Raw genomic sequence first — 24,879 nt, forward strand, 5'->3', positions numbered from 1 at the left:
TATTCTTAGTCAACTTTTTTTTGCAGTTAATGAGGGTGCTGTAATTGATTTATTATTAATATTGAAAATCAACTTCAGCACATAAATAATAATCCCGGTCGCTACGATAGAAAAAATACACAAGAGTGCAGGATTCATTCCTTTTAACAATTCGAACATTTTGTAGAAAATATAGGATATAGCGTGTGAGCCGCCATCGATTGATGAGGCCATCATCTCTTTTGGCACATTCAATTGCGCCTTTTCGGCCAAAGCCTGCGACACAACAGCGAGATCCGAACCAAACCATAGGATCCCACACACGATGACAATGCCATTAATTAATCCACGGAACATGTTTCCGTTGCATGCAACCGTGCCAAAGACGACAAATATCGGCAGATAAGGAATATCGGCGAATGGCATCATGGTATTAAAAGGCAAAATAGTACTAATCAGGATAGTGAGTGGTACCATCAAAATACCTACAGACAATACCGCAGGATTTTTAAAAGCAATTTCACCACTAATACCAAAATAAAGTGACTTTGTTGGAAAACGTTTCTTTACCCATTCAGAGGCAATTTCAGTAATTGGTACCAGACCACTGACCAGTACCCCCGCCATCGTCGGCAATAACACCATTACCGCCGCAAAATTCATCCCACTCTTAATAATATCGCTGAACGGTAGCGCACCAAGCATACCGATAATTACCCCCAGAATGGCTCCCATGGCTAACGGGCTACCAAAAAAACCTAGTTTGGCTTCAATTTTGCTGAGATTAAGGTCAATTTTGTTAATCAACGGAATACGATCAATTACACGATCCATTAAAAATGCCAACGGAGCCCAGGCGACGATCTCCGCCTGAGTAATAGTCACGTTCGGCGTGTCACAGAATTTCTGCACATGTGGGGCAATGTAATCGGCGATTTTTAGCGTAATAATAAATGTGATCCAACTGGCGAAAATCCCCATCCAAAATGAACCCGTCACCTGTTCAACAATGATTCCTGCAAATACAAAGTGCCAATAATTCCAAAAATCAACGTTAAGGGTTTTAGTGGTGTTGGTTGAAATCATCAACAAATTAGTGACAAAACATAACGTATAAACTATCGGTAGAGAGAGTGCAGCCAGACTGAAGGCGCTAATTAGCGGCCACCCCAGATCCAACACTTCATAATGAAGATTGAGGTTTTTTACCATCGCTTCTGTCGAACTGCTGAGTGATGTCACCATAAAACCAATCAGCAACGAAAGACCGAGAAAACCAATACCTACCGTCATTGCATTTTTCGCCGCGTCGGCAAGTTTCGCGCCAAAAAGCACGGCAAATAAAAACATAATCATTGGAATGACCACTGCCGGGCCAAATCCGAGAATATATTGAACGACTTCCATAAGTGCCCCCCTGTTACTTTAATGAGTAAACCTTCTCTGCCACGCGATAAAAGAAGTTATCGCTGGAAAGAGCCTGGTGAGATTGCAGGTAGTTCTGGTAAAGCCCTAAAGTGCCGGCGTACGGTAATGCCAGTAGAGAAACTGGCCAGTCGGATCCATACATCACTCGCTCATGGCCAAATGCGGCAAAAACCGAGCTAAAATAAGGTTCAAGCTCCTGGCTCGCCTGCTCAGGTCCCGTCCAGCGGGCGTAATCTGCTTCCGTGACCAGGCCTGATAGTTTGCAAAAAACATTGCTGTAAGCCTCACCAATCAACATTAACTGTTCACGCCAGCGGATAATTTCCCTGTCGCGAACTGCGGGTTTTGCCGCATGTTCGATAACAAAGGTCACCTCTGGACAAGCAGAAATTAGCTGATTTGCCGCCTCAAGCTGTTGGTGCGTAACCAACAGTTCATACACCAACCCTTGCTCCCCAACACTGCGAACCCCCTGAATAAATTGCGGGGTCACTAAATGACTCTCAGGCAAGCCTTGAGACATATAGCGGATCCCTTTCAGATAGCGGGATTTTCTCAGCAGTCTCTGCAAATCCTGTACGATCTCAGTCCCGTGGTTTATATCCACCCATCCAACAACACCTTTGACTTCATCGTGATGCTCAGCTATATCCAGCAGCCATTCGGTCTCCTCAATTGAAGGGATGGCTTGTACTAAAATGGCGCCTTCGATACTGTTTTCAGCCAATACCGCCTGCAAATCGTCAATAAGAAAATCACGTCGAATTGCCGCCAGGTCGTCTGTAATCCAGGAAAAATGTTCCCCCCGGCACTGCCAAACATGGTTATGGGTATCGATCACTCTCATACTCACTCTCTGTATTTTTATTGTATACAATGAGAATACAATAAAAGTCTGTGATTAAAAGGCAACCACGGAATGCACTATCTGAGTACGGGATCACAATTTTCACGGTTTATCTGTAGGCTAAAAAAGGGGGACGTAAATGCCTATAACCGCCGTAAAATCCAATGTCACTAAGATGAACTATTGCATGTGGTTAATGTGGTGGACGCTTGTACGTCCCACTGAAGTTACAGAAGCAGAGAAGAGCGATGGATGGGTAAGAACGGAAAAAAATGTAAACGTTTCGTAAGTTACAATATATTGATACGTTAACATTAATAAATAATGGTTATTTTATTGAAACCCCTAAATTACGGCGAGAGTTTAATATACGACCCAACTTTGAGCCTTGCGCGCTCAACAGTGACTAAACAGTACCCCCAAGTTTCAGTTTTATAACATCCACCAGCAAATTAGCGATACCCTCAACAGAATGCACACATCCCTCCGGTTATTGAAACGAAGCAGTTAAGCTAATCATATTGACGACCGGGGAAGCCAGGGGCTGTCGACTCGCACAGTATCCCGGTGATCGAGTCCCTGGATAAGATGCAGTGCACTGAGACGGCCAATTTCATAATGCGGCAACTGTATCGTCGACAGCGGCGGTAAAAACAACTCACCGGTGCCCACCATATTGTCATAGCCCAGCACAGCGACGTCCTGCGGAATGCGCAGCCCACGGCCCAGCAATACCTGGTAGATAACAAAAGCCACGCGGTCATTCCCGCAAACCACAGCATCAAATATCGGTCGCGCGCCATGGATATAGCGGCCGACAATCTCCGCTGCATCAATATGGTGGCTTTCGCCGGGTGGAAGATAATGGTGGAGCATGGCATCAGGGTCAACCCCCACCTCACGACAGGCGCGCTCCATTCCCGCCCGGCGGCGATCGGTCGCCACAATCCCTTTCGGCAGGTGGATGCACAGCAGCCGACGATAGCCTGCGGCTAATAGCGCCTTCACGCCAAGGTATTGCCCTTGCTCATCATCAGGAATATAGGTGGGAAAAGGACCACTGATGCTTTCGCAGTTTGCCAGCACGCAGCGATACTTATGCAGCTTTTCCGGTACCGGAACCTGACGCAACCCCATCGCGGTATAGATAATGCCGTCAGGGCGATGCGCCAGCAGCAGATCCACCATTTTCTCTGGCTGGTCATTGCTGAACATATTCACCACAAAGCTATTCCAACCGTGCGCCCGCGCGGTCTCTTCGATAGAGAGCGTTATCTCCACGGAAAATGGCGTGGTCATGGTGTCCAGCGCTAACACCCCGATAGTGTTAGCCGTGGTTTTCGCGCCACGAATTTTTTTCGCGGAGAGATCGGAGACATACCCCAGCGCATCTACCGCTTCCATCACCTTTTTATAGGTTTCTGGCCGCAGTCTCTCGGGCTCGTTAATCGCTCGTGATACGGTCATTAACGAGACGTTAGCCCGTTGCGCCACATCCTTTAAAGATGCCATACCCTCTCCTTTAACGGCGTTCACCTTGCCGGGTCTGAAAATGCGATCTTGATAACACTCGCAAAATGTTAACGTTAACTTTTGTGATTAACATCGATATTACCATCAATTCTGCGAGAAAGCTGAGAATGTTAACGTTACCTTCTACTCAATTCACTGACAGGGACACGCAAATGACGTCATTACTCTTAACGGCCAACAAGGCCCTAAACCAGCAAAAAGATCGTATCAATCCGCGCTGGTATCCGTGCTATCACCTCGCCCCTCCGGCGGGCTGGATGAATGACCCTAACGGCCTCTCCTGGTTTGATGGTTACTACCATGCGTTCTATCAGCACTATCCGTGGCAACCGGTTTGGGGGCCGATGCACTGGGGCCATGCGCGCAGCCGCGATATGGTGAACTGGGAGCACCTACCCATCGCACTGGCCCCCGAAGGGCCAGAGGATAAAGACGGCTGTTTTTCCGGTTCAGCGGTGGTTGACGGCAATAAACTGGCCCTGATCTACACCGGGCACAAATTCGACGGCGAGGCAAAAGAGGAAAACCTGTATCAGGTGCAATGTCTGGCCACCAGCACCGATGGAGTTCACTTTGAACGCCAGGGCATGATTCTGGATACCCCGCAGGGCGTTCACCATTTTCGCGATCCGAAAGTCTGGCGAGAGGGAGACAGTTGGTACATGGTTGTGGGCGCCCGGGTCGATGACGTGGGCGAAGTACAGCTCTATCATTCGCAGGATCTGCAGCACTGGCAGTTTGCGAGCACGCTTGCCCAGGCCAATGACGGCATGGGCTACATGTGGGAGTGCCCGGACCTCTTCCCGCTGGACGATAAGCTCGTCTTCATGTTCTCGCCGCAGGGTATCGCCGCCGACGGCTACGATTACCGTAACCTGTTCCAGAGCGGCTATATGGTCGGCGAATGGCAGGATAACCATCAGTTCCACGTGACCCACCCCTTCCGGGAGATGGATCACGGGCATGATTTTTACGCCCCTCAGTCATTTTTCACACCGGACGGTCGCCGCGTGGTGATCGGTTGGCTATCGATGTGGGAGTCGCCGATGCCAGAACAGGCCGACGGCTGGGCGGGCATGCTTACTCTTCCCCGGGAAGTGACGCTCGATGCAGATTTGCGGCTGCGCATGAACCCGGTCAAAGAGCTGGAGTCATTACGCGGTCAGCTTCATGTCTGGCCGGTCAGCGACCTGAACAATCGCACCCTGATGGTAGAAGAACAGGCGCATGCTCTCGAAGTCGAACTGAGCCTCGATATCGCCCGCAGCCACGCTGAACAATACGGCATCGCGCTGGGTGACGGGCTGCGCGTCTTCGTCGATACCCAGGCTCAGCGTCTGGTGCTGGAACGCCGCTATCCGCAACACGGCCTGTCGGGCTGCCGTAGCGTACCGCTGCCCGCCAATGATGTGCTGGACCTGCGCCTGTTTATCGATAGTTCGTCGGTAGAAGTCTTTGTTAATCACGGCGAGTACACCCTCAGCAGCCGTATTTATCCTGAACCGGACGATCGCCAACTGACCTTATTTAGCCAGAACGGACACGCCATTTTTAATAACGGGCATGCCTGGCCGCTCGCCGCCAAATAACCACCCGTCTCACTGCTTTGGGGAAAAATAATGACAATCTGGACGCTCGGAGATGCCGTGGTGGATTTGCTACCGCGCGACAATATGCAGTTTGAAGCCTGTGCGGGAGGCGCGCCCTTCAATGTGGCCATCGGCGTCGCCCGCCTCGGCCATGACAGCGGCTTTATCGGCCGCGTAGGCAATGACGCCTTCGGCCGCTTTCTGCACCAAACGCTGGTGACAGCGCAGGTGGACACCAAAAGCCTGGAGTTTGATCCGAAGCGACACACCAGCACCGTACTGGTGTCGCTGGATCCTGACGGTGAGCGGCAATTTGATTTTCTGGTCAATCCATCTGCCGATCAGTTTCTCAGCCCGGCGACTCTCGCCCAGGCGATGGCGGCAACTCGACGGGCAGCGGGCACGTTGAGCTTCGATATCAACCTACGCCCACAGATGTGGGGTAACCAGACGCTGATGTTTGACCTTGTTAGCGAGTTCGCCCGACAGAGTGACATTCTGAAGAGGTCCGAAGAGGAACTGCTTCGGCTAACCCGAACCGACGATTTCAACAGCGCCTGCGGTGCCCTGGCAACCAGCCAGCGTGGCGCGCTTAGCGCATTCCCCAACAGCCAACAGCTGAGCTGCTTTATTCAATCACAACCTTCGCTAAACAGAACGATAAACCCGTAATACCGAGCACGCGTTACGTCGCGGCAGCAAGACCTTACAATGACCTAATCTGGATTGGAAAAAACATGAAAATAACGATGCCGTTCAGTAATGATAAATACCGGTATTCCTCCGGGTATCTGCTCTTTTTCTTTGCCGCCTGGTCGCTGTGGTGGTCTTTTTATGCCATATGGCTAAAAAGCAAATTAGGCCTGTCCGGAACGGAGCTGGGAATGTTGTATGCCGTAAACCAGTTTTTCAGCATGCTGTTTATGCTGGGCTACGGTTTTCTGCAGGATAAGCTCGGTACCCGCAAGCCCCTTATCTGGATGATGGGGACTGTCATCACGCTCAGCGGTCCGTTCCTGATTTATGTTTATGAACCGCTGCTGGTCTCCAACTTCAAGCTTGGCATGGTACTAGGCGCCATTTTCTTTGGTCTTGGCTATCTCGCCGGTTGCGGTCTGGTGGAAAGCTTCGTCGAGAAAGTGAGCCGCAAATTCAACTTTGAATTCGGCACCGCCCGCTTCTGGGGATCGCTTGGCTACGCCGCAGGGACGTTTGTGGGTGGCATCTTCTTCAGTATCAACCCGCACATTAACTTCTGGTGTGTGTCGGTCATGGGGGTGTTATTCCTGGTGATTAACGTGGTGTTCAAAACCAACGCACCGGCCCCGGCATCCGCGGATACACGTTCGCCCGAGCCAGACGCGCTGACCCGAAAGGATTTTCTCACCATCTTTAAAGATTCGCAGTTCTGGTTTTTCGTTATCTTTGTCGTCGGCACCTGGTCGTTCTATAGCATCTACGATCAGCAGATGTTCCCGGTGTTTTACGCCAGCTTATTTGACGACCCTGAACTGGCTCCGCGCGTCTACGGCTACCTCAACTCAGTACAGGTGTTTATGGAAGCCGTTGGCATGGCGATGATTCCATTCCTGATTAACCGCATTGGGCCTAAATCCGCATTGCTGCTGGGTGGCACAATCATGACCTGTCGAATCCTGGGCTCTGCGTTGTTCACTGATATCTATATTATTTCCTTAATCAAAATGCTGCACGCGCTGGAAGTCCCACTGTTTGTTATTTCAGTTTTTAAATTCAGCGTCGCAAATTTTGACAAGCGCCTATCGTCAACGATATACCTGATTGGCTTTAATATTGCCAGTTCCATTGGCATCATCGTGCTGTCGCTGCCTGTCGGTAAGCTGTTTGATATGGTGGGCTATCAGGAAATTTTCCTGATTATGGCCAGCATTGTGGTAATAACGCTGATATTTGGCTTCTTCTCGCTGAGTAAAAAGCATCATCAGCAGGAGGGCGGGAATGAACTCGTAATGGAATAGCAAAGTTTAGTTTATACCGCGACAGGGCCACTGGCCCTGTCGTACATCCCCAACATCAAGTACAAACTGTCGGTGAGCTCAGGCATGTTTCAGCCAGTTCCGGAAAATTTGCGCTTGCAGTATCCCCTGAAAATCAATCAGCCCAGAGCAACCCAGTTTCTTGATCAAATTCTGCCTGGCCTGATAAATCGTTTTTAAGTGTAGATTTAACAGGGCAGATATCTCAAAAATGGTTCTCCCCTCCCCTAACTGCGTTAAAATATATTTATCCCGCGCGGTCAATGAGATATTTAGCTCTGATTTATTTTCGTGATTACTAGCAAAACCAGTAATATCAATAATAAACTGTTTGAGTGTGGCAACGCTAATATCTATCGGCAATCTGTAAAATGAAATCTCATTGAGATACTGATACAGATGGCCATCGATCAGCAGCACCAACCGGTGCGTATTCAGATCGTAATTTTGCTTTTTTACCGCCTCAAAGTGATTAGCGGTGAAGAACACTAGCCGCGCCTTATCATCTTCAAAAACGATATCGGCAATGATGTTCTTTAATCCTTGTCTGATAAAAATATCATCAACCCATAATTCCGCGTTTCCAGCATGTTCCTGAATTATGTTCATTTTTATGGCCCCAATGAAAAATCACCATTGACCTAACCGGGCTGCGCAGTTTTATCGGGCTGAAGATGGGCCAGAATCTGCGCATAGATATCGGTTAATATCACATTTTTCTCATTCTTCAACTGCGTACTAAATGCCTGAGCAAGAATATCGTTGTTTATATAACCCTGTTTTAACATTACTTTTCGCTCTACATCCTTATATAGCGCGCAGCGGAAAATATAATTCTCCGGAATTGAATTAGCCATATCCCCCCATAGAAATGCATTTATAAAAAAGAGGCTGCTGTGCATAGTCTTAATCTAAAAAGCGAAGCAGTAGAGTTCGCAGCATATAACAAAGTTGATTGTTATATTAATATAATAACAAATTAAACGTCATCAGCTGTATAACGCAACACTATTTCCAGGGTTTTTCTTATAATATCAGCCTGGACAACATCAGTTGTCGATTCCAGAGAACCGATCAGGCTTAAAATAATGTTTTTATTGTTAACATTATCACCTGCTAAAATAACATTTGTCACCGCCTGACCCAGTACCACAGACTCATCGGCTAAAAGCTCACCGGCATTGTGGAAATAACTTGATAACGCCTTATCCGCCATAACACTGTGGACATTAATTTCATGAAGCATAGTAACCTCGCTTGTATAGTCTGGAAAATTATCTTTAATGTAATTTAGGTTTTTTGCTGGCACTGAAATCACTCTCATCAATAGTTCTGTCCGGTTTTATTTTTATTTTGTCCGGATTAAAATTTGTGAATTCATTGATAACGCTGTCAATTAGTTGTTTGCGTGTCCTGTCCATTTCACCGGCCCGCATAAGTCGCAATTGCTTAATCAGTACCGTTAAAGAAACGTCTGTATGCATGCGTAAAATTTCTAGCACAGCCAAACCTGTAATTTCATGTTTCAAGCGTTCACTGTCAGGTTTCTTCATAACTCCTTCACTACTTACCCATTATCTTATTAGGGTTTTCATTTATTCAAAAAGCAGGCCGATCAACGCATTGTAATGTTTCTGTTCGTTCTCTCCTGATGCTTTTTCAAGACGATGAAGAAGTTTGGTGCACAGTGATTTGCGGCTGAGATTGCGCCCATCTTTTAGGATCTCAGTAACGATTTCGCCCAAGGTTTCCTGCTGGGTAGGAAGATGCGCTTTAGCAAAGTAACGAGAAATCGCGCCTGCGGAATCAGTAAGAACAGTATGCTGTTGCATGTACTTCTCCTGTAACAAAATGCTGGTGAATATTAAGTTTTATAACAGTAGCAAAGTTGTACCGAAAATGTGTACAACGTGATGAATTAATTTTTACCATAATGTGCTAATTGTTTTAAATCAGATAGTTATAATAATTACAACTTACTTAAAACACTGAACGCATTGTACAAATCGATCCTCACCCAGGGTAAGCTTTATCTTCATAAGGTCTTTAAAATGTGAAATTAAAGTTAGAATAAAGTATTAAAATCACGACATAATCAGGTTTGTCTGATACTGTCCATACTTCTTCTTCCCGCTTATAGTCCCGGAATTTCCATGCTCACAACCATAATTTATCGTAGCCATCTACGTGATGACGCACCTCTTAAAGCGCTTGAAGATATGGTGACAGCCGCAAATATTAAAAACAGACTCTCAGATGTTACGGGGATCTTACTCTTTAATGGTCGCCACTTTTTCCAACTGCTTGAAGGCCCTGAGGAGCAGGTAAAAGAGATCTATCGTTGTATTTGTAATGATCCACGACACCACAATGTCGTTGAGCTGATGTGTGATTACGCTCCAGCGAGAAGATTTGGAAAAGTGGGGATGGAGTTATTTGATTTACAAAGACATGAGCGCAATGACGTCCTGCAAGCCGTGCTGAATAAGGGAACATCGAAGTTTCAGCTCACCTATGATGACAGGGCATTACAGTTTTTCCGCACATTTGTCCTTGCGACAGACAAGTCGAGCTATTTTGAAATACCCGCACCTGATTACTGGAGTTTTATTACCGACAATACTTGTACCCTCCTGGATGAAGACACATTTCCCTCCGATGCAGATTTCAGCTTTGCTTTTCAACCTATTATCGATCCTATGTCGCAGCGAGTCATCGCACTGGAAGCGCTTATCCGCGGTAAAGACGGTGATACCCCCACAACATATTTTGGCAGCTTAAAACCTGAGGATGTGTATTCTGCAGACCTGCAGAGTAAAAAGACAGCCTTTGCGATGGCAAGCGCGCTGGGACTTAATGGCAAAATGTTGTCAGTCAATCTGCTCCCCATGACCCTGGTAAACGAACCCGATGCAGTGAGTTTTCTTATAGACGAAATCACGGCGCATGGACTGGTACCTGAGCAAATCATTGTAGAGTTTACCGAAAGTGAAGTTATTTCGCGCTTTGATACGTTCTCGCAGGCCGTGAAGTCACTCAAGGCTGCGGGAATATGTGTAGCGATAGATCATTTTGGCGCAGGTTTTGCCGGGCTTCAGCTTCTGTCTCGTTTTCAACCCGACCGAATTAAGATCAGCCGCGAGCTCATCACTGATGTGCATAAAAGTGGACCACGGCAGGCCATCATTCAGGCAATTATCAAATGCTGCGCTTCACTGGAGATTATGATTTCCGCAGTCGGCGTTGAAAAACCTGAAGAGTGGATGTGGCTTGAATCCGCGGGCATTGAAATCTTCCAGGGCAACCTTTTTGCACAAGCCTGCCTGAATGGAACACCGTCTGTTGCATGGCCTGAGAAAAAATAATTCCTCATCGTTACTAAATTCAACTAACTGTTCTTTAACAAAAATATCCCCCACACGCCTTCATGTTGAATATAAATTTCAGCATTTGCGCCATACATGATAGTAAAGTAAATCTTAATTTTGCTAGAATCATATGTCAGTTTTGTACAATTTGATGCATGTTGTACAAACTGACAGGAATTGCATATCGGTGACGGAGAATCGGGAATGTTTGGGGGAGTTATGGCGTATTACAGTATTGGGGATGTCGCAGAACGTTGCGGGATAAATCCTGTCACTCTCCGGGCATGGCAGCGGCGTTACGGTTTACTCAAACCCCAGCGCAGCGAAGGTGGTCACCGACTCTTTGATGAAGAAGATATCCAACGTATAGAGGAAATAAAACGTTGGATTAACAATGGCACGCCTGTTGGCAAAGTTAAAGCATTGCTCGAAACCAGCACTCGTGAAACTGACGACGACTGGAATCAACTGCAAGAAGAGATGATGGGCATTCTTCGCATGGTGAACCCGCCGAAACTTCGAGCCAAAATTATCTCACTCGGTCGTGTCTACCCAGTTGAAGCATTAATTGATCACGTTTTTCTTCCCGTACGTCAACGGCTGATGCTTGACCATAATACATCCCGCATTATGAACAGTATGCTTGACGGCGCATTGATTGAATATGTTGCAACACTGCTGTCTGAGACGCGACGCAAATCAGGGAAAGATGCCATCCTGATGGCCTGGGATGTTGAAGACAGAACTCGTTTATGGCTCGAATCCTGGCGATTATCGCAATCAGGCTGGCATATTGCCGTGCTTGCTGAACCCATTGAAACACCAAGACCAGAACTTTTCCCAGGGCAAACGCTTTTTGTCTGGACCGGTATTACGCCAACCCGAAGACAAAATGAGCTGCTACAACACTGGAATGAGCAAGGTTACAAAGTCATTTTCCACTGTCCGTAACTATCGAGGGTGGCCATAACAGCATCATAATGTTGATGACCCCAAAATAGGTGGGTTATCACTTGCTCATTTTTTCACACTGAAGAGAACAGATCTTACAAATTCTGATTTATGATGCTTATTTTGAGTGCCATCGAACGAATCAATTGTCCCTTTTCACCTGTCTTAACCCGCGCGTAGCACAGAAAAAAAACAAAATACTCACCCATTGGTATTATTCTTTTGTAGACGCCATCACCTTTTTCGTAAGTAAACTTCATTAGTCCAACTGGCGTACGCCTAATACTTATTCTAGGGTTAAATCATGTCTTCTTATGCCACATTGTTGTTTTTCTAAGGTAATAAATGTGGTTATTTGAAAAAGGTATAGGATATGGCCCTGGTCTTAAACAAACGCTTAATTCTTTGTTGCTGCGCCTTTTCCATTATTCCTGTGGCTCATGCAGCAACCGTTAATGGAACATTTCAGGTACTGATGACGATTCAAAAGGCCTGTACCGTGACCGCCGGTTCGGCTTCAAATATCACTCTTGGACCAGTGAATACCACGGCAACGAATACTAGCGCAAGCAACACGATTTCGGTTAATTGCTCAAAGACCACGCCTTATTTTATCGGTCTGGCGCCGTCAGCCGCTAATGGAGGGACGACGACAGGCTCAGGTGCCATGTCCTCCGTGGCTAATGCTGCCTCCAATACTGATAAAGTGCCCTATCAACTAAATCGTACATCAGCAACAGGTCCGGTGTGGGGGAACACAGCCACCGACACTGCGCCGGGAAACGGCGTAGCAGCTACGGGGACCGGCCTGGCGCAAATTTATACTGTTTATGCCACCGCACCGAGCGCCAACTTCACTCCTGACGACTATGCCGACACGGTAACAGTTAACGTTAACTACTAACTTCAGGAAACCACATGAAAGTAAAACTGCCTGTTGCGCAGTATGCCTGCGCATGCCTGTTAGGGATGGTTGCGAACGTCAACTTTGCCTCCGCCAGCGGATTGCAAATCGCACCGGTCACGTTAACGCTGCAAGCGACGCAAAATGCCGATGGTATCTGGCTGAGTAACGCAGGTGAAAATGTGCTTAATGCCCAGGTTCGGGTTTTTCGCTGGAGCCAAAGCGCTTACGACGACAAACTTTCGCCCTCTCAGGGGCTGGTCATTAGTCCGCCGATGCTGGCATTGGCCCCCGGAGAACGTCAATTGATTCGCGTTATTCGAACGGGGCCACCCTCGACACAGGCAGAAGACGCTTATCGGTTATCGATAGATGAGTTGCCGCCTGCAAAAGTTGAGAAAAACAAGCTTCAATTTGTACTGCGTTATTCCGTCCCCGTTTTCATCCAACCGGCATCATCTGCGCAAACGCAGGCAAAACTGCAATGGAAATTACAACAACTGGATGGCAAAAAATTTATTGAAGTCAGCAACCTGGGAAATGGTCATGCACAATTATCTGCGGCAACTTTTATAAGCCGTGGCGGGGCTAAAAAAGTCATTACACCCGGACTGTTAGGCTACGTTTTGCCCGGCTCAACAATGCGCTGGATAGTCTCTCCGTCAGCCAGTGATACGCATTATGGCGGGAAAGTTGAAGTAACAATCAATGGCCAAAAAACAGTACAAGACCTTTAACAGATCCTGGCTTCTGCTGAACTATTGCTTTCTCAATGGGGTATTAATTTCGGGAATGGTTTGCGCACAAACGCAGAACAATCACCAGAATGAAAACGGTGTTATTAATGGCGCATCGCGACTTGTGGGTGTCGATCTGTATCTCGACGTCACCTTAAATGGAAATTCCGTTGGACTGGTGCATCTGGGTTACGATGATCGAAAGTTCTATGCAGGAGCAGACACCCTACGAAAAATGGGCTTTCGCTTTGCGCCAGACGCCACTAATGTCGTCTGCCTGAACGATATCCCTCAGCTTACCATTGACTACAACGCTCAGTTGCAAACGCTTTCGCTTACCGCCCCGCTGAGTTCACTCAATCTTGCGACCACGCAGCTTAGCTCGCCCACAGAAACCGCGCCGACGGCGACAACCTCACGCGGAGCGCTGCTCAATTACGATATCTATAGCCAACAGGGTGATGAAAGCGCAATCAATACCTTCAGCGAACTTCGCGCCTTCAGTGCCGCAGGCGTACTCAGCACGACCCAGTTGACACAGTATTCCACCGAGGAATATGCAAATAACAGCGTTGAGCGCCTTGATACCAGCTGGCGTACATCATTTCCCGAAACGATGTTGGCGATAACCGCTGGCGATACCCTGACCAGTTCACTTATCTGGTCTCGGCCGACGCGTATCGGCGGCATTCAGATTGGAACTGATTTTGGTCTGCAGCCCTATATGCCAACTACACCCCTCCCTGCTTATCTGGGCTCTGCAACATTGCCGTCAAACGTAGAGCTGTACGTCGATGGCGTCAGGTACTATAACGGAGAAGTCCCTGCCGGTAGCTTTCAGATCAATACCCTGCCTAACATCAGCGGCGCGGGAACGGGTCAGGTGATGATGACAGACGCGTTGGGCAGAACGAGCGTACAAAATTTCTCGTTCTACAACGATCAACAACTTCTGCGAGAAGGATTAACCGCCTGGTCGGCTGAGTTAGGCGCGGTACGCGAAAACTATGGTTACTCCTCTTTCGATTATGCCAGCGCACCGGTATTGAGTGGTACATGGCGTCGCGGGTTTAGCAATACGTTCACCGCCGGAACTCACGCGGAAACCAGCGATGGACTAATTAACGCAGGCTTTAGTAACGACTGGATCCCGGGAACCCCCAGCGGCACATTTTCGACGTCACTTGCCGCAAGCACCGATTCAGGGCAGAACGGATTTCTGTACAGTTTTGGTTATCGTTGGTCCGGCGAACGGTTTAATTTCAGTACCAGTACAACGGCAACTTCTGGTGATTATCGCGATGTCGCCACCCATTATGGTGAGCCGCCTCCAACGCTTAACAGCAACACGGTCATTGGCTATTCGCTGGAATCTGCCGGTAACGTCAGCCTGAGTTACCTGCAGTTTCGTTACCCGCACGAAAATGCGGTGCGCTATGCTAACGCCAGCTGGTTAAAATCAGTTACAGACAACATCTCACTGAACGCCGGACTCAACCAGAACATTGACGACAACCGCGATCGCAGTCTTTATTTGATGGTAACGATTACCACTGATCACAATCTGAGCGCCAGCAGCACGCTACAACGCACCAACGATGAAACCAGCTACCAGCTCAACGCCAGCAAGACGCCCCCTGCCGACGGCGGTTGGGGCTGGAATCTGGCCACCAGTCAGCAAGCTTCCCGGCAAAGCGGTCAGGGCGAAGTCGGATATCTGGGGCGTTATGGCAAAGCGTACGCGGGATTCAGCCGTTTACCGCATAACCATTATGGCTATGCTGGCGCAACCGGATCGCTGGTAACCATGGGAGGCGGCCTGTTTGCAGCACGGGAAATCAACAATGGTTTTGCCGTCGTATCCACTGACGGCGTTCCTGATGTTCCGATTAAATTGCAAAATAACCTGATTGGCCGCAGCAACGACCAGGGACTACTGCTGGTCTCGCCGCTGAATAGCTATCAAAAAAACCTGATCAGTATTGACCCGATGGATCTCCCCGCCAATATGCGGATCGCACGCGTCGAGGCGAACGCTACGCCTGCCGATCGTTCCGGCGCGTTGGTCAGCTTTGGCATCACTGCCGTACGCGCCGCGCAGATCCTTCTTGTCGACAGTCAGGGTAACCCCATTCCCGAAGGCAGCATGGCTTATGCCGTCAGCGGAACGGGACAATCATCTGTCGTTGGCTTTGATGGGATGACCTGGTTCGACGCGCTGGAGCAGCACAATACGCTACGCGTTGATACGGACACTGGCAGTTGTCGCGTGCAATTTGACTATCCTGCGTCAACGAAAGGGATTGCGCAAATAGGACCGCTGGCTTGCCGACCACAATAACAGGAGTGCGCTCATGAGATTAAGACATCTGCTACTCATCGCTACCGTACTCTTTTGTCCGGCAATTAGCCATGCGGTGACCTGTTCGGTGAGCAATGTGCAGCCCATAAATTTGGGTTCGGTGAATCCGCTGTCGGCGACGGGCGCAACGTCATCAATGACGTTCAATTACACCTGCGCCAAAGAGCTTGGCGACGCGCTGGCAGGGATCAATCTCTGTTTTAATATTGATGCCTCAGCCGTCAGTGGTCAGGTAACACCCCGGAATATGTCATTAAGTGGAACACCTGCCCAAACGCTGGCATATCAGCTTTACCAGGATCCCGGACACACTAAAGTCTGGGGGAGCCAGTATCAGTCGGGAACGACTTTCCCAATGGTTCAGCTTAACCTGCTGAATCTGACGCCAGTGACAGGCTCACTCACGGTATCAGCAAAGATCGTCACGCCACAAACCTCAGCCGTTCCCGGTAACTATCAGGATACTTATACGACGGCGACAGCCTTTGTCACCCTCAATCCTGGATTACTTCTCCCGCCAACCACCTGTGGTGATACCGTTGCTGCCAGGCTTCCTTTCACGGTATCGGCGACCGTCAGCAAACAGTGCAACATCACCTCTGCTACCGACATTAGCTTTGCACCAGCCAGGGCAACCGGACGTAATCTAACGGCGTCAAATACCGTGGGCGTAGCATGTTCCAATAACACGCCCTACACCATCGGGCTTCAGCCCTCCAACGGTAATACAACAGGCAACGGCGTGATGACGGGCACGGGGTCAAATACGGACAAAGTCCCCTACCAGCTTAGCTCGACGCCAGGACCTTCCGGTACGGTCTGGGGCAATACTTCACTCAATACCGTTACGGGGAACGGTTCAGGGACAACCACCTCCTACCCGGTTTACGCCACCGTTCCCAGTGCGAACTACACGCCTGACAGCTATGCCGATACCGTCACCATCGCTGTAACCTACTGACTTCAGCTTAAACGCAATAAAGCAAATACATTTTTTTATCATATTGTTTACTTTTAGAGGTGCGTCATAAATCTGACAAATTACGATTTTTATATATTCTGCATATTAAATTATCAGTCACGCAAAACAACCCAAATACAAGCAAAAACAAAGAATAACTATTCAATAATAAGTTAAAGGCCATACTAATCATGGTGATAATCCGTGTTGGTTGGACAGACCGCCCCATGAAAAAAATGTTAAATTTAAGTTTATATGGTGAGATTCACTGTATACCACGGCCAAATTAAGAACATATTACTTTTATAACTAAGGTTTATCATGGATAAGTTATCTTACGCTTCAGATAGCAGCACATCTGCCTGGAATACCTACCTGCAACAAATCGAGCGTGTGGCCCCTTACCTGGGCGAACTTTCCCATTGGGTGGATACCCTGCGCCACCCAAAACGCGCGCTGATTGTCGATATCCCGGTGCAGATGGATGACGGTACTATCCGTCATTTTGAAGGGTATCGCGTGCAACATAACCTCTCCCGTGGTCCGGGCAAAGGCGGTGTGCGTTATCATCCTGATGTTGATCTTAATGAAGTGATGGCTCTGTCCGCATGGATGACCATCAAATGCGCAGCGTTGAACCTGCCTTACGGCGGTGCAAAAGGCGGCGTGCGCGTCGATCCGTTCTCGCTGTCCGAAGGCGAACTGGAACGCTTGACCCGCCGTTATACCAGCGAAATTGGCATTATCATTGGGCCACAGAAAGACATTCCTGCGCCGGATGTAGGGACTAACGGAAAAGTAATGGCCTGGATGATGGACACCTACTCCATGAACCACGGCACCACTGTGACCAGCGTGGTCACCGGTAAGCCAATTCACCTCGGCGGCTCGTTAGGCCGTGATAAAGCCACCGGTCGTGGCGTTTTCGTCAGCGGTCTGGAAGTGGCGCGTCGTGCCAATATCGACGTTGAAGGTGCCCGCGTCGCGGTGCAAGGTTTTGGTAACGTTGGCAGCGAAGCAGCCAGACTGTTCGCGGCAGCTGGCGCACGCGTCGTCGCGATTCAGGATCACACCGCTACGCTGTTTAACACCACTGGAATCGACATGGCCGCGTTGTCTGCCTGGCAATTGGAGCACAAACAGATAGCCGGTTTCCCGGGCGCTGAAACCATTGCCAGCGAAGCCTTCTGGAGTCTGGAGATGGATATTCTGATCCCGGCTGCACTCGAAGGGCAGATCACCCGCCAACGCGCGGAAACGCTGACCTGTAAACTGGTACTCGAAGGTGCCAACGGTCCAACCTATCCGGACGCCGACGACGTTCTGGCAAACCGCGGTATCATCGTTGTCCCTGACGTGGTATGTAACGCCGGCGGCGTAACCGTCAGCTACTTCGAATGGGTTCAGGATATGGCAAGCTTCTTCTGGAGCGAAGAAGAGATCAACAATCGCATGGACAAAATTATGACCGATGCGATGGTGCACGTGTGGGAAAAAGCCGCAGAGAAATCCTGCTCCCTGCGTACTGCAGCCTACATCGTTGCCTGCGAACGCATTCTGCTGGCACGTAAAGATCGCGGAATTTATCCGGGCTAACGCCGAAATCAACCATGCCTCCACACCACCCGCTCTGCAGGTGGTGTGTTTTCCATAAAAACCCGTTCAAATACTTTCCGCACAAATACCGCCCGACCTCTCACTTTCGCTGTTTTATGCACCATGACGTTCCAATACGGAACATTATTATGCTGCTATGTTTCGTATTGAAACGCCATTTACAGCAATTTTCTTTTGCAAACCCGTGTGCAAAATTACTTTATCGGCAGCGAGCAGTCGCCGTGGCGATGTACAAACCGATACCCTACATCAGATGGCTGCCCGAATCCGGCAGCCATCCAGGACTGTCTGCGGAGCATAAATAATGAAAAAATTGATTAACCGTGTTGAAGACGTACTGAATGAACAACTCGCCGGACTGGCGAAAGCGTATCCTTCCCTGGCGCTGCATCAGGATCCGGTCTATGTCACCCGCGCTGATGCGCCGGTAATGGGCAAAGTGGCGCTGCTTTCCGGCGGCGGCAGCGGGCACGAGCCGATGCACTGCGGCTATATTGGTCAGGGTATGCTCTCTGGCGCCTGTCCGGGAGAGATTTTTACCTCACCTACCCCGGATAAAATGTTCGAATGCGCCATGCAAATTGATGGCGGCGAAGGCGTACTGCTGATCATCAAAAATTACACCGGTGACATTCTTAATTTCGAAACCGCCACCGAGCTGTTGCACGAAAGCGGCGTCAAGGTCACCACCATGGTGGTGGATGATGACGTAGCAGTGAAAGACAGTCTGTATACCGCCGGTCGGCGTGGCGTGGCGAATACCGTATTGATCGAAAAACTGGTCGGCGCGGCTGCCGAACGCGGTGACTCACTCGAAGTCTGCGCAGCGCTGGGTCGTAAACTGAATAACCTGGGCCACTCCATAGGGATAGCCATTGGTGCTTGTACCGTTCCGGCCGCCGGACAACCGTCGTTCACGTTGCAGGATAACGAAATGGAGTTTGGCGTGGGTATTCATGGGGAGCCGGGCATTGACCGCCGCACCTTCACCTCTCTTGATCAGACCGTAGATGAAATGTTCGATACCCTGCTGGCAAACGGCAACTACAGCCGTACACTCCGCCACTGGGACAACGTCCAGGGCGCGTGGCAGGAAGGTAAAGAAAGCAAACGTGCGTTACAAAGCGGCGACCGCGTCATTGCGCTGGTCAATAATCTCGGTGCAACGCCGCTGTCAGAACTCTTCGGCGTGTACAACCGCCTCGAAAGCCGTTGCCAGGATGCAGGTATTGTCATTGAACGCAACCTGATCGGCTCTTACTGTACTTCTCTGGATATGACCGGCTTCTCAATCACCCTGTTACAGGTGGATGACGAAACGCTGAACTTATGGGATGCACCGGTTCACACCCCCGCCCTCAACTGGGGTAAATAAGGAGATTCATGATGTCCCTCAACAGAACGCAGATTGTTAACTGGCTCTATCGCTGCGGTGAAATTTTCACCACCGAAAGTGATTTTCTCACCGGTCTCGATCGGGAAATCGGCGATGCCGACCACGGTCTGAACATGCATCGTGGCTTTAGCAAAGTCGTCGAAAAGCTCCCGTCCATCGCCGATAAAGACATCGGTTTTATTTTGAAAAATACCGGCATGGTACTGCTCTCTAGCGTCGGGGGTGCCAGTGGTCCACTGTTTGGCACCTTTTTTATCCGCGCCGCCCAGGTAACGCAGGCCCATCAAAGCCTGACGCTTGAAGAGTTATATCAAATGATGCGAGATGGCGCAGAGGGTGTGATTAGCCGCGGTAAAGCTGAACCTGGCGACAAAACCATGTGTGATGTCTGGCTGCCGGTAGTGGAGTCTTTACGCCAGTCCTGCGAGCAGAAGCTGAGCGTCCAGGCGGCTCTGGAAGCAGCAAGCCAACAAGCGGAAGCCGCTGCACAAAGCACCATCACCATGCAGGCCCGCAAAGGTCGCGCCAGCTATCTTGGTGAGCGCAGCATTGGACATCAGGATCCCGGCGCAACTTCCGTTATGTTTATGATGCAAATGCTGGCTCAGGCGTCCAGAGAGTAAGGATAAAGCGATGGTAAACCTGGTTATTGTTTCTCACAGCGCCCAGTTGGGCGAAGGCGTCGGCACGCTAGCCCGGCAGATGTTAATGGGTGATGGTTGCAAAATCGCCATTGCCGCAGGCATTGACGATCCTGAGAATCCGATTGGCACCGATCCTATTAAGGTGATGGGAGCCATCGAGTCCGTAGCCGACACAGATCACGTGCTGGTGATGATGGATATTGGGAGTGCGCTACTGAGTGCGGAAACCGCGCTGGAACTGCTCGATCCTGCGATTGCCGCCAAAGTGCGTCTGTGTGCCGCGCCGCTGGTTGAAGGCACGCTGGCCGCAACGGTGAGTGCTGCCGCAGGGGCGAATATCGAACGGGTCATTTGTGATGCCATGAACGCCCTCGACGCCAAATGTGAGCAATTGGGTTTACCTTCGCCATCTGCAGCAAAGTCAACGTCTCCTGACTTAGTACCCGATGCAGATGCACGTTCAGTTGCCATTGTGGTGAAAAACCCTAACGGCATCCACGTTCGCCCAGCTTCACGGCTGGTTTCCGCGCTGTCCGGCTTTAACGCCGACATGTGGCTGGAGAAAAATGGCAAGTGCGTCGTGCCTGATAGCCTGAATCAGATAGCTCTGCTGCAGGTGCGCTGTAACGATATGCTGCGCCTGATTGCCAAGGGCGAACAGGCAGAAGATGCGCTGGCCGCATTCAAACGGCTGGCGGCAGAGAATTTTGGTGAATCGCTCGAGCCCGCGAATGCTGATAACGTAGCCACGCAGGTCCCCCCACAGGCAACGGGAACGGCATTCTGTTATACACCGTTCTCACCAGAGGTCAGCCAGCAGCCTACAGCATCACCTCAGGCAGACCAGCAGCGATTACGGGTCGCTATCCAAAACACGCTGAACGATTTAAGCGCACTAACCGCGCTTGCGGAAGAGCGATATTCCGCTGATATCGCCGCTATTTTCTCCGGTCATCACACGCTGTTGGACGATCCCGATCTGTTTGTTATGGCCTGCGATTTAATGCAGGAGACACAGTGTAGCGCTGCCTGGGCCTGGCATCACGTGCTGAGCGATCTCAGCCAGCAGTATTTACAGCTCGACGATCCCTACCTGCAGGCCCGATACATTGATATAGAAGATTTATTATCGCGTTCGCTGCAGCATTTGACGGGGGAGATCGTGCAAATTCCCGCCTTCATTCGCCCCACTATTCTGGTCGCTGATGTCATCTATCCATCTACGATCCTGCAACTCGATCCGAAGGCAGTCCAGGGCGTCTGTCTGCGAGACGGGAGCGATGCCTCCCACCCGGCAATTATCGCCCGTGCCATGGGGTTGTGTTACGTATGTCAGCAGGGCAAGGCTGTTGATAGCATCAAAATGGGTGACGCCCTGACTCTTGACTGCGTGACGCAACGAATCACCCACGCGGATTGATGACGGTTGCACACCCTTCCCAACCAAGGGTGTGCATCCTGTTTGCCCACGTCGGGAAATGTCTGTTTATTCGCAAAATGGGGCGTCAATCACACGCAACAGTCGATCCTGAACTAAGGTTTTCTCATGGTAAATGCCGCTACTTTGGCACGCCGCTAAGGAGATTAACCGATGATAACACCTGCAACTCGCCATCCAGGCCTGCTTTCTGTTGCAATAAAACTGACACTCGCCAGTACCTTTTTTGCCCTTTCCTCTTTTGCCGTCAATGCAGAAGACGCACCAGCCGCTCCGCCGCAGCCGCCAGATATCCTGCTTGGACCTCTGTTTAACGATATACAAACGGCCAAACTGTTTCCTGACCAGAAAACCTTTGCTGATGCGGTTCCTAACAGCGATCCTCTCATGATCCTTGCCGATTACCGGATGCAGAAAAATCAATCCGGATTTGATTTACGCCATTTTGTGGAGGTGAATTTCACTTTGCCGAAAGACGGCGAGAAATACGTTCCCCCGGCCGGGCAATCATTACGCGAGCACATTGACGGACTGTGGCCGGTCCTCACCCGTTCGACAACCGACGCTGAAAAATGGGACTCTCTGTTGCCACTTCCGGAGCCGTATGTGGTGCCTGGCGGGCGATTTCGCGAAATATACTATTGGGACAGCTATTTCACCATGCTGGGGCTTGCCGAAAGCAATCACTGGGATAAGGTCTCGGACATGGTGGCAAACTTCGCTTACGAGATAGACGCCTGGGGACACATTCCTAACGGCAACCGCACCTACTATCTGAGCCGTTCCCAACCACCGTTCTTTGCCTTTATGGTTGAGCTGCTGGCACAGCACGACGGGGATGACGCGCTGAAAAAATACCTCCCGCAAATGCTCAAAGAGCACACATACTGGATGGAAGGCGTCGACACGCTCCAGCCCGGTCAGCAGAATAAGCGCGTGGTAAAACTGGATGACGGCACCATTTTGAACCGCTACTGGGATGACCGCGATACGCCAAGGCCAGAGTCCTGGGTGGAGGATATCGCCACCGCTAAAAGCAACCCGAACCGACCGGCCACAGAAATCTACCGCGATCTGCGTTCTGCCGCTGCTTCTGGCTGGGACTTTAGTTCCCGCTGGATGGATAACCCTAATCAATTAGGCACCCTGCGAACCACCAGCATTGTTCCGGTCGATCTCAATGCATTGATGTTCAAAATGGAAAAGATGATCGCCCTCGCCAGCAAAGCCGCAGGTGATGATGCTAAAGCGGCACAGTATGAAGGCTTCGCCAATGCCCGACAAAAAGGGATCGAAAAGTATCTGTGGAACGGCAAAGAAGGCTGGTATGCCGACTACGATCTGAAGAGTCATAAAGTACGCAACCAACTCACTGCCGCTGCCCTGTTCCCGCTGTATGTCAATGCCGCGGCTAAAGATCGCGCCAGCAAAGTGGCCGCGGCAACCCAGGCGCATCTGCTACAACCCGGCGGCCTTGCTACCACATCGGTGAAAAGCGGTCAGCAGTGGGATGCCCCCAACGGTTGGGCCCCGCTGCAGTGGGTCGCAGCATCCGGGTTACAGAATTACGGCCAGGATGACGTTGCGATGGACGTGACCTGGCGATTCCTCACTAACGTGCAGCACACCTACGATCGTGAGCAAAAGCTGGTTGAAAAGTATGATGTGAGCACCACAGGTACCGGCGGTGGTGGTGGGGAATATCCGTTGCAGGATGGTTTTGGCTGGACCAACGGCGTAACGCTAAAAATGCTCGACCTGATCTGCGCCAAAGAAAAGCCTTGTGACAGCGTACCCGCATCGCGACCAACCCCGGCAAGTACAACACCAGCTGAGCCTAAAAAACAGACTCAACCGACGCCTTAATCAACTTTCTATTATAGAGAAACGGCCCCTTGAGGGGCCGTTCGATTAATCTCGTCGTACAAGCCGGAAGACACCCAGCACAATAATCGCGCCGACCACGGCCACCAGGAAGCTGTGGAGATTAAATCCGCTGACATCACCGCCGATACCAAACATCGTTGCCAACCATCCACCGACCACAGCGCCGACAACACCGAGAATACAGGTCAGGATAAATCCACCGCCATCGCGCCCCGGCATAATCAGTTTGGCGATAACCCCCGCAATCAGACCAAAAATAATCCAGGCAATAATTCCCATTTTCAGGCCCTCTTTCCAGTGAACGCACGCGCAAGACATTCTTGCGCCAGCCTTTAAAGTATAGGCAAACCATCGTTATATGTTGTTTTCACGCAGACTGAATTCATTGGCGTGGGTAAAAAATTTCATTCATTTGTATTAAGTTCCGTTGATTGATGCCGATAATCCAACGATAAACCAGGCATCCAGGAGTCATTAGGTGTGAGTAACTACAATGAGCAGTTCCTGAAGCAAAATCCGTTAGCGGTGTTAGGCGTACTCCGGGACTTGAATTCGCAGCAGGTTCCGCTGCGTATCTCCTGGTCAGGTGGCCAGTTCATCAGCAAAATACTGGCGGTCAGCCCGGACGAACTGATCATGGATTTTGGCAGTCAGGAATACGAAAACCAGGCTGTGCAGCGAGCCACTCATATCTCGATTATCGCCGAAACGCAGGGCGCCAAAGTGGAATTCACCCTGCCGCAGCTTAAGAAAGGCGAATATCAGCGGCTGCCAGCATTTATCTCATCGTTGCCGCCTTCCCTGTGGTTCGTCCAGCGTCGGGAGTATTTCCGCATCGGTGCTCCACTGCATCCCCCCTATCGCTGCACGGTAAAAATGCCGGACAACAGTACGCTGTGTTTTCGCTTATTCGATTTGTCTCTCGGTGGTATGGGCGGGCTGTTAGAAACGGCAAAACCGGAAGGCCTGACAGAAGGCATGCGTTTCTCGCAGGTTGAGCTGAACATGGAGCAATGGGGGGTGTATCACGTTGACGCCCAGCTTATTTCCATTAGCGAACGCAAAGTTATCGACAGTAAAAACGAAACTATTACCACTCCCCGCCTGAGCTTTCGTTTTCTCAACGTCGGCCCGGCGGTGGAGCGGAACTTACAGCGGATTATTTTTTCCCTTGAGCGCGAAGCCCGGGAAAAGTCGAACAAGGTGCGCGGTTAGCATCCCCG

General features: G+C 50.0%; 24 protein-coding genes. 15 read left to right on the plus strand and 9 right to left on the minus strand.

The window, feature by feature from the left end:
• Positions 1-9: 9 nt before the first annotated feature.
• The 3 genes from On2M_RS16700 to On2M_RS16710 all read right to left on the minus strand — a co-directional run bounded on the left by On2M_RS16700 (position 10) and on the right by On2M_RS16710 (position 3,766).
• Positions 10-1,386 carry a PTS transporter subunit IIC gene (locus tag On2M_RS16700; RefSeq protein WP_151219419.1) on the minus strand — a complete coding sequence of 459 codons (1,377 nt, stop codon included), beginning with the start codon at positions 1,384-1,386 and terminating at the stop codon, positions 10-12.
• A 13-nt stretch (positions 1,387-1,399) separates the two neighbouring features.
• A complete protein-coding gene (locus tag On2M_RS16705) occupies positions 1,400-2,254 on the minus strand; it encodes an amidohydrolase family protein (protein ID WP_210905176.1) in 855 nt (284 codons plus the stop codon).
• Positions 2,255-2,770: 516 nt separating this feature from the next.
• Complete coding sequence (locus On2M_RS16710) at positions 2,771-3,766, minus strand: LacI family DNA-binding transcriptional regulator (RefSeq protein WP_210905177.1); 996 nt, start codon at positions 3,764-3,766, stop codon at positions 2,771-2,773.
• A gap of 173 nt (positions 3,767-3,939) precedes the next feature.
• Between On2M_RS16710 and On2M_RS16715 the strand changes: the two genes are divergently transcribed.
• From On2M_RS16715 to On2M_RS16725, 3 genes are all read left to right on the plus strand, one after another.
• The gene (locus On2M_RS16715) at positions 3,940-5,376 is read left to right on the plus strand and encodes a glycoside hydrolase family 32 protein (protein WP_187252317.1); all 1,437 of its coding nucleotides are present in this window, start codon (positions 3,940-3,942) and stop codon (positions 5,374-5,376) included.
• A gap of 30 nt (positions 5,377-5,406) precedes the next feature.
• Entirely contained in the window at positions 5,407-6,048 is a 642-nt protein-coding gene (locus On2M_RS16720) for a PfkB family carbohydrate kinase (protein ID WP_151219422.1), read from the plus strand.
• 65 nt (positions 6,049-6,113) lie between these two features.
• The gene (locus tag On2M_RS16725) at positions 6,114-7,373 is read left to right on the plus strand and encodes an oligosaccharide MFS transporter (protein WP_210905178.1); all 1,260 of its coding nucleotides are present in this window, start codon (positions 6,114-6,116) and stop codon (positions 7,371-7,373) included.
• A gap of 78 nt (positions 7,374-7,451) precedes the next feature.
• On the opposite strand, the gene On2M_RS16730 is transcribed toward On2M_RS16725, so the two are convergent.
• From On2M_RS16730 to ycgZ, 5 genes are all read right to left on the minus strand, one after another.
• On the minus strand, positions 7,452-8,000 hold the full coding sequence (locus On2M_RS16730; protein ID WP_210905179.1) for a LuxR C-terminal-related transcriptional regulator: 549 nt from the start codon (positions 7,998-8,000) through the stop codon (positions 7,452-7,454).
• Positions 8,001-8,032: 32 nt separating this feature from the next.
• The gene (locus tag On2M_RS16735; protein WP_151219424.1) at positions 8,033-8,248 is read right to left on the minus strand and encodes a hypothetical protein; all 216 of its coding nucleotides are present in this window, start codon (positions 8,246-8,248) and stop codon (positions 8,033-8,035) included.
• A 122-nt stretch (positions 8,249-8,370) separates the two neighbouring features.
• Positions 8,371-8,637: a biofilm/acid-resistance regulator YmgB/AriR gene (locus On2M_RS16740; RefSeq protein WP_151219425.1), complete on the minus strand. Its 267-nt coding sequence runs from the start codon at positions 8,635-8,637 to the stop codon at positions 8,371-8,373.
• A gap of 34 nt (positions 8,638-8,671) precedes the next feature.
• The gene (locus On2M_RS16745; protein WP_210905180.1) at positions 8,672-8,944 is read right to left on the minus strand and encodes a hypothetical protein; all 273 of its coding nucleotides are present in this window, start codon (positions 8,942-8,944) and stop codon (positions 8,672-8,674) included.
• A gap of 42 nt (positions 8,945-8,986) precedes the next feature.
• Positions 8,987-9,223, minus strand: coding sequence for a regulatory protein YcgZ (gene ycgZ / locus On2M_RS16750; RefSeq protein ID WP_151219427.1), 237 nt, complete (start codon positions 9,221-9,223; stop codon positions 8,987-8,989).
• A 321-nt stretch (positions 9,224-9,544) separates the two neighbouring features.
• On the opposite strand from ycgZ, the gene On2M_RS16755 reads away from it, so the two are divergent.
• From On2M_RS16755 to On2M_RS16805, 11 genes are all read left to right on the plus strand, one after another.
• Positions 9,545-10,756, plus strand: coding sequence for a diguanylate phosphodiesterase (locus On2M_RS16755; protein ID WP_151219428.1), 1,212 nt, complete (start codon positions 9,545-9,547; stop codon positions 10,754-10,756).
• Positions 10,757-10,978: 222 nt separating this feature from the next.
• Complete coding sequence (locus tag On2M_RS16760; RefSeq protein WP_187253008.1) at positions 10,979-11,710, plus strand: MerR family transcriptional regulator; 732 nt, start codon at positions 10,979-10,981, stop codon at positions 11,708-11,710.
• A gap of 373 nt (positions 11,711-12,083) precedes the next feature.
• The gene (locus On2M_RS16765; protein WP_151219429.1) at positions 12,084-12,614 is read left to right on the plus strand and encodes a spore coat protein U domain-containing protein; all 531 of its coding nucleotides are present in this window, start codon (positions 12,084-12,086) and stop codon (positions 12,612-12,614) included.
• Between the two features lie 14 nt (positions 12,615-12,628).
• Positions 12,629-13,351 carry a molecular chaperone gene (locus On2M_RS16770; RefSeq protein WP_210905181.1) on the plus strand — a complete coding sequence of 241 codons (723 nt, stop codon included), beginning with the start codon at positions 12,629-12,631 and terminating at the stop codon, positions 13,349-13,351.
• A 55-nt stretch (positions 13,352-13,406) separates the two neighbouring features.
• Complete coding sequence (locus tag On2M_RS16775; protein WP_210905258.1) at positions 13,407-15,692, plus strand: fimbria/pilus outer membrane usher protein; 2,286 nt, start codon at positions 13,407-13,409, stop codon at positions 15,690-15,692.
• 13 nt (positions 15,693-15,705) lie between these two features.
• Positions 15,706-16,674 carry a spore coat protein U domain-containing protein gene (locus On2M_RS16780; RefSeq protein WP_210905182.1) on the plus strand — a complete coding sequence of 323 codons (969 nt, stop codon included), beginning with the start codon at positions 15,706-15,708 and terminating at the stop codon, positions 16,672-16,674.
• 321 nt (positions 16,675-16,995) lie between these two features.
• Complete coding sequence (locus On2M_RS16785; RefSeq protein WP_151219432.1) at positions 16,996-18,270, plus strand: Glu/Leu/Phe/Val dehydrogenase; 1,275 nt, start codon at positions 16,996-16,998, stop codon at positions 18,268-18,270.
• Positions 18,271-18,595: 325 nt separating this feature from the next.
• Complete coding sequence (dhaK, locus tag On2M_RS16790; RefSeq protein ID WP_151219433.1) at positions 18,596-19,666, plus strand: dihydroxyacetone kinase subunit DhaK; 1,071 nt, start codon at positions 18,596-18,598, stop codon at positions 19,664-19,666.
• 11 nt (positions 19,667-19,677) lie between these two features.
• Positions 19,678-20,310: a dihydroxyacetone kinase subunit DhaL gene (gene dhaL, locus On2M_RS16795; protein WP_020996617.1), complete on the plus strand. Its 633-nt coding sequence runs from the start codon at positions 19,678-19,680 to the stop codon at positions 20,308-20,310.
• 10 nt (positions 20,311-20,320) lie between these two features.
• Positions 20,321-21,751: a dihydroxyacetone kinase phosphoryl donor subunit DhaM gene (dhaM, locus tag On2M_RS16800; protein ID WP_151219434.1), complete on the plus strand. Its 1,431-nt coding sequence runs from the start codon at positions 20,321-20,323 to the stop codon at positions 21,749-21,751.
• A 171-nt stretch (positions 21,752-21,922) separates the two neighbouring features.
• Positions 21,923-23,635, plus strand: coding sequence for an alpha,alpha-trehalase (locus tag On2M_RS16805; RefSeq protein ID WP_210905183.1), 1,713 nt, complete (start codon positions 21,923-21,925; stop codon positions 23,633-23,635).
• 45 nt (positions 23,636-23,680) lie between these two features.
• Here On2M_RS16805 and On2M_RS16810 read toward each other — a convergent pair whose 3' ends face one another.
• Positions 23,681-23,935, minus strand: coding sequence for a GlsB/YeaQ/YmgE family stress response membrane protein (locus tag On2M_RS16810; RefSeq protein ID WP_151219512.1), 255 nt, complete (start codon positions 23,933-23,935; stop codon positions 23,681-23,683).
• A 201-nt stretch (positions 23,936-24,136) separates the two neighbouring features.
• Here On2M_RS16810 and ycgR point away from each other — a divergent pair, with 201 nt between their 5' ends.
• Positions 24,137-24,871: a flagellar brake protein gene (gene ycgR, locus On2M_RS16815; protein WP_210905184.1), complete on the plus strand. Its 735-nt coding sequence runs from the start codon at positions 24,137-24,139 to the stop codon at positions 24,869-24,871.
• Positions 24,872-24,879 lie beyond the last annotated feature (8 nt).

The organism is Citrobacter sp. On2M (genome assembly GCF_018035235.1).
Lineage (GTDB): Bacteria > Pseudomonadota > Gammaproteobacteria > Enterobacterales > Enterobacteriaceae > Citrobacter > Citrobacter meridianamericanus.

Excerpts from the sequence above, each read along its gene's own strand:
- On2M_RS16700 (WP_151219419.1), bottom strand. The coding sequence starts at position 1,386 with ATGGAAGTCGTTCAATATATTCTCGGATTTGGCCCGGCAGTGGTCATT.
- On2M_RS16705 (WP_210905176.1), bottom strand. The coding sequence starts at position 2,254 with ATGAGAGTGATCGATACCCATAACCATGTTTGGCAGTGCCGGGGGGAA.
- On2M_RS16710 (WP_210905177.1), bottom strand. The coding sequence starts at position 3,766 with ATGGCATCTTTAAAGGATGTGGCGCAACGGGCTAACGTCTCGTTAATG.
- On2M_RS16715 (WP_187252317.1), top strand. The coding sequence starts at position 3,940 with ATGACGTCATTACTCTTAACGGCCAACAAGGCCCTAAACCAGCAAAAA.
- On2M_RS16720 (WP_151219422.1), top strand. The coding sequence starts at position 5,407 with ATGACAATCTGGACGCTCGGAGATGCCGTGGTGGATTTGCTACCGCGC.
- On2M_RS16725 (WP_210905178.1), top strand. The coding sequence starts at position 6,114 with ATGAAAATAACGATGCCGTTCAGTAATGATAAATACCGGTATTCCTCC.
- On2M_RS16730 (WP_210905179.1), bottom strand. The coding sequence starts at position 8,000 with ATGAACATAATTCAGGAACATGCTGGAAACGCGGAATTATGGGTTGAT.
- On2M_RS16735 (WP_151219424.1), bottom strand. The coding sequence starts at position 8,248 with ATGGCTAATTCAATTCCGGAGAATTATATTTTCCGCTGCGCGCTATAT.
- On2M_RS16740 (WP_151219425.1), bottom strand. The coding sequence starts at position 8,637 with ATGCTTCATGAAATTAATGTCCACAGTGTTATGGCGGATAAGGCGTTA.
- On2M_RS16745 (WP_210905180.1), bottom strand. The coding sequence starts at position 8,944 with ATGAAGAAACCTGACAGTGAACGCTTGAAACATGAAATTACAGGTTTG.
- ycgZ (WP_151219427.1), bottom strand. The coding sequence starts at position 9,223 with ATGCAACAGCATACTGTTCTTACTGATTCCGCAGGCGCGATTTCTCGT.
- On2M_RS16755 (WP_151219428.1), top strand. The coding sequence starts at position 9,545 with ATGCTCACAACCATAATTTATCGTAGCCATCTACGTGATGACGCACCT.
- On2M_RS16760 (WP_187253008.1), top strand. The coding sequence starts at position 10,979 with ATGGCGTATTACAGTATTGGGGATGTCGCAGAACGTTGCGGGATAAAT.
- On2M_RS16765 (WP_151219429.1), top strand. The coding sequence starts at position 12,084 with ATGGCCCTGGTCTTAAACAAACGCTTAATTCTTTGTTGCTGCGCCTTT.
- On2M_RS16770 (WP_210905181.1), top strand. The coding sequence starts at position 12,629 with ATGAAAGTAAAACTGCCTGTTGCGCAGTATGCCTGCGCATGCCTGTTA.
- On2M_RS16775 (WP_210905258.1), top strand. The coding sequence starts at position 13,407 with ATGGTTTGCGCACAAACGCAGAACAATCACCAGAATGAAAACGGTGTT.
- On2M_RS16780 (WP_210905182.1), top strand. The coding sequence starts at position 15,706 with ATGAGATTAAGACATCTGCTACTCATCGCTACCGTACTCTTTTGTCCG.
- On2M_RS16785 (WP_151219432.1), top strand. The coding sequence starts at position 16,996 with ATGGATAAGTTATCTTACGCTTCAGATAGCAGCACATCTGCCTGGAAT.
- dhaK (WP_151219433.1), top strand. The coding sequence starts at position 18,596 with ATGAAAAAATTGATTAACCGTGTTGAAGACGTACTGAATGAACAACTC.
- dhaL (WP_020996617.1), top strand. The coding sequence starts at position 19,678 with ATGTCCCTCAACAGAACGCAGATTGTTAACTGGCTCTATCGCTGCGGT.
- dhaM (WP_151219434.1), top strand. The coding sequence starts at position 20,321 with ATGGTAAACCTGGTTATTGTTTCTCACAGCGCCCAGTTGGGCGAAGGC.
- On2M_RS16805 (WP_210905183.1), top strand. The coding sequence starts at position 21,923 with ATGATAACACCTGCAACTCGCCATCCAGGCCTGCTTTCTGTTGCAATA.
- On2M_RS16810 (WP_151219512.1), bottom strand. The coding sequence starts at position 23,935 with ATGGGAATTATTGCCTGGATTATTTTTGGTCTGATTGCGGGGGTTATC.